This is a genomic window from Halomonas sp. 707B3, from assembly GCF_024158645.1.
Lineage (GTDB): Bacteria > Pseudomonadota > Gammaproteobacteria > Pseudomonadales > Halomonadaceae > Vreelandella > Vreelandella lionensis.
Genome location: NZ_JAMZBE010000223.1, coordinates 1 through 4,022, shown reverse-complemented (window position 1 = coordinate 4,022; position 4,022 = coordinate 1). Strand labels below are relative to the sequence as shown.

The window sequence follows — 4,022 nt, the reverse complement described above, 5'->3', positions numbered from 1 at the left end:
TCGCCACGCCTAGTGCGGGCTGGTTCACTCCTTGAGCGTGGCTTGAAAGCCATAAGCCTTTGCCCAACCACTGGGGCTGGGCGCTCGCCACGGCACTAATAAAGCCGTTATCCACGCAGCCGCTTTGGCGCAGTCGCGCTGCCGCCGCTAGGGCTAGTTCCTGCGGGTCGCGGGCGGGGAAATTGATGCACAGCGTATCGGCATCCAGGCGCGGTGCTAATGACGGCTTCGAGAGCAGGCGCGCAACATCGGCGGCGGAGCTGGCGCGGGCCAGCTCGGTTGCTACGCCGTCGCGGTCGAGTACGTGGGTAAGCTGGCGCAGAATATCCAGGTGCTCGTCGTTTTGTGCCGCAATGGTGACCAGCACATGTACGGTGTTGCCGTCGTGCCACTGCACCCCTTTAGGGAACTGCAGTACCCGCACGCCGGTACGCTTGACGTGATGGCGGCTTTCCGGAGTGCCGTGGGGAATGGCAATTGCGTTGCCTAGGTACGTTGAGGACTGCGCTTCGCGGGCGTGGAGGCCATCGCGGTACTCGGCCGCAACCAAGCCAGCCTCTGCCAGGGCGTTGGCGGCGCTGTCGAGCGCAGCTTGCCAGTTGTCCGCGTGGCGGTCGAGCAAGATGTCATCGGGGCCGAGTGTCAACATAGGGGTCTCCTGTAAACGCGGTCAGGCAACGGCAACGTCTGCGATTGGCGGCGAAAGTGCGCGCATAAAACGTTAGTCGTAGATCGTTGTGGTTGGCTGGATGAATCGTGTCACCTGTGTATAGTTGGCTATGCTGAATCGATTCACTTTTGGACACAAGGGTTGTCTTTTTAGACTTTGGTCTGAAGAGGGTAAAACGGCTGCTAAACTGCCGTCTTCATTTAGGGAGAAACCAGCATGACACTTGCCGATATTGCCCGGCTCGCCGGGGTTTCGCGCACCACGGCAAGCTATGTAATCAACGGCCAGGCCGAGCAGCGGCGCATTAGCCCGGCCACTATTGATAAAGTGATGGCCGTCGTGCGTCAGCACCGCTATCACATTGACCCTCAGGCCGCCGCGCTGCGCCGTGGCGCTAGCCGGTTGATCGGTTTGATCGTGCCAGATTTAGAAAATATCAGCTATGCCCGCCTCGCCAAGCGCCTAGAGCGCGGTGCTCGCGAGCGCGGCTACCAGTTGTTGGTGGCAAGTTCGGATGACTGCGCGGACAGTGAGCGCACGTTGGCCTTAGCGCTGCGCGCCCAGCGCTGTGAAGTGCTGATTACCGCCAGCTGCCTGCCGGAAAACGATACTTTCTACGTCGACTTGGCAAACGAAGGGTGGAGCGTCGTGGGCATGGACCGCGGCCTGACGCCCGAGCGTTTTGCCAGTGTGGTGAGCAATGATCAAGAAGCAGCCTACGCGCTGACGCGTTCGGTGATGGATGGTTCAACGCGACGCATTGCCTGGCTGGATGCGATGCCCGAACTCTCGGTTAGCCGTGAGCGCCGTGCGGGATTTCTTGCCGCACTGGAAGGGAAGGGGGTTGAAGCCGTTACCTTTAGCGGTGGGCGCTACGAGCGGGATGTGGGCGTTGAACTGGCGCAACAGCTCTTTGCTGCAGGCGAAGTAGATGCGCTGGTCACGGCTTCCTACGCGCTCATGGAAGGTGTGTTTGATGAGCTGCTTGCCCAGGGCGGGCTGCCGGAGACGCTGCGGTTAGCCACTTTTGGTGACCACCGGCTGTTAGATTTTCTGCCTCAGCCGGTTAATTCGGCGTTGCAGGATTATGACCGCATCGCCGAGCTGACGCTTCAGTGCGCGCTGGGCGCGATGAATGGAAGCTACCAATGCGGGCAGCAGGTGGTAGCGCGCCACCTGCGTACCCGCTGAGCGCAGGGTGCGCGCGGTTTATACCGTGCGGGCCTGTGCCCAGGCATTCGCGTCTGGAATCGACATATCATAGCGTTCGCTAAGATAGGGCGAGGAGAGCAGAAAGTCGGCGCTAGCCGCATTACACGCCACCGGCACGTTCCACAGCGCGGCAAGGCGCAGCAGTGCTTTCACGTCCGGGTCGTGAGGCTGCGGTGCAAAGGGGTCCCAGAAGAAGATCAGCACATCGAGCTGCTGCTCCGCGATGCGCGCTCCAATCTGCTGGTCGCCGCCTAGCGGCCCGCTCATTAAGCCTTCCACTTCTAGCCCCAGGGCGGTTTTCAGCCGCCCTGCGGTGGTGCCAGTACCAATCAGCGTGTGCTGGCTTAACGTATCCTGCCAGCGCGTCGCCCACTCCAGCATCTCGGTTTTTTTGCCATCGTGGGCAATCAGCGCAATACGCTTGCGCGGTTGCAGCGTCCGCACGGCTTGGCGGGGTGGGCGGGCATCGTTCATGGCATGGCTCTCCTGGTCATTCGCTTATTATTGATAGTGCGGCGAGGCGGTTATTTACTCGGCGTCAACGGCCAGTACTTTCATGGTGTTGGTGCCGCCGTGGGCATTCATATGGTCGCCGCGAGTAAGAATGACATGCTCACCTGGGCGTGCCAATCCATGGGCCTTCAGCAGTTTGATGGCTTCATGGTTCACCTCGGTGGCCTCCATGTGCGTAGTATCGAATGGAATCGAGACTACGCCACGGTAGAGCGCCATGCGCCGTTGGGCGATGGGGCTGTGGGCCAAGCCGACAATCGGCAAGCCAGAGCGGATGCGCGAGGCAATCAGCGGCGTGTAGCCGGTGGAGGTCATGCAGGCAATGGCGCGTACACCGGTTAGGTGGTTGGCAGCGTACATAGCGGAAAGTGCGATGGTTTCATCGATCCGCTCGAAGCCTTCATGAATACGGTGGCCGGAGGCTTGGGCGATGCGCTCGCGCTCGGCACCTAGGCAGACGCGGTCCATGGCTTCGATGGTTTCCACCGGGTAGTCGCCTGCCGCCGTTTCCGCCGAGAGCATGACCGCATCGGTGGCGTCGAGCACGGCGTTAGCCACGTCGAAGACTTCCGCACGGGTAGGGAGCGGCGATTCGATCATCGACTCCATCATCTGCGTGGCCGTAATCACCGCGCGATTCAGAGAGCGAGCATGCTTGATAATGCGCTTTTGGGTGCCAATTAGCGCTTCATCGCCAATCTCTACGCCCAGGTCGCCACGGGCGACCATCACCGCTTCTGACGCTTCAATGATGGCGTCCAGAGTTTCGTCGTTGGCGACGGCCTCGGCGCGCTCCAGTTTGGCGACCAAGCCAATCTCTTTGCCTTCCTCACCCAGCAGCGCGCGGGCTTCTTGCATATCGGCGGCGTGGCGCGGGAAGGAGACGGCTAAATAGTCCACGCCAATCTCAATGGCTGTTTTAAGGTCCTGCTTATCTTTGTCGGTGAGGGCCGGTGCCGACAGGCCGCCGCCCTGTTTGTTAATGCCCTTGTTGTTAGACAGCTTGCCACCCACGTGAACTTGGGTGTGCACTTCCTGCCCAACAATAGAGGTGACATCCAGCACTACGCGGCCGTCATCCAGCAGCAGGCGGTCGCCGGGTGAAACGTCATCTACCAGCGCTTTGTAGTCGCAGCCAACCCGTTCGGTGGTGCCGCTATTGGCATCCATGGCCATATCGAGCACAAAAGCTTGGCCGATGTCTAAGTGGATAGCGCCTTCTTTGAAGCGGGAAATACGAATTTTAGGGCCTTGCAAGTCGCCGAGTGCCGCTACGCTGCGACCTAAGCGCTGAGCGATCTCGCGCACCTCGGTGAGGCGGCGGCGATGATCATCAGCAGAGCCGTGGGAGAAATTCAGCCGTACCACGTCAACGCCCGCTTTTAGCATGGCTTCCAACACCCCGGGGCGGTCACTGGCTGGGCCAAGCGTGGCGACGATTTTGGTACGACGAAGGGGAGTTGGGGACGTTGCGCGTGTCATAGTGGTACTCCTAATGAGCAGCGTGGGCTGAACATAGTCTATAAAAAAGGGCTGATGAATCGTTGATTAAGTATTGGACTACGATAGCCTTTATATAGTAATTTTACTACATATTGGATAGTTATTAGCCTTTAGGGGCGGTTAT

At 59.7% G+C, this 4,022-nt stretch carries 4 protein-coding genes; 1 reads left to right on the top strand and 3 read right to left on the bottom strand.

Annotated features, from left to right (window positions below; all coding sequences use genetic code 11):
* Positions 1-649 (bottom strand): PTS sugar transporter subunit IIA (locus tag BIS10_RS17790; protein WP_253507336.1); only part of this gene is annotated, 649 nt, incomplete at its 3' end.
* A gap of 237 nt (positions 650-886) precedes the next feature.
* Here BIS10_RS17790 and cra point away from each other — a divergent pair.
* A complete protein-coding gene (gene cra / locus BIS10_RS17785) occupies positions 887-1,861 on the top strand; it encodes a catabolite repressor/activator (protein WP_253507333.1) in 975 nt (324 codons plus the stop codon).
* A gap of 18 nt (positions 1,862-1,879) precedes the next feature.
* Here cra and BIS10_RS17780 read toward each other — a convergent pair whose 3' ends face one another.
* A complete protein-coding gene (locus BIS10_RS17780; protein WP_044629387.1) occupies positions 1,880-2,356 on the bottom strand; it encodes a methylglyoxal synthase in 477 nt (158 codons plus the stop codon).
* Between the two features lie 54 nt (positions 2,357-2,410).
* Positions 2,411-3,877 carry a pyruvate kinase gene (gene pyk, locus BIS10_RS17775; protein ID WP_253507330.1) on the bottom strand — a complete coding sequence of 489 codons (1,467 nt, stop codon included), beginning with the start codon at positions 3,875-3,877 and terminating at the stop codon, positions 2,411-2,413.
* Between the last annotated feature and the right edge of the window lie 145 nt (positions 3,878-4,022).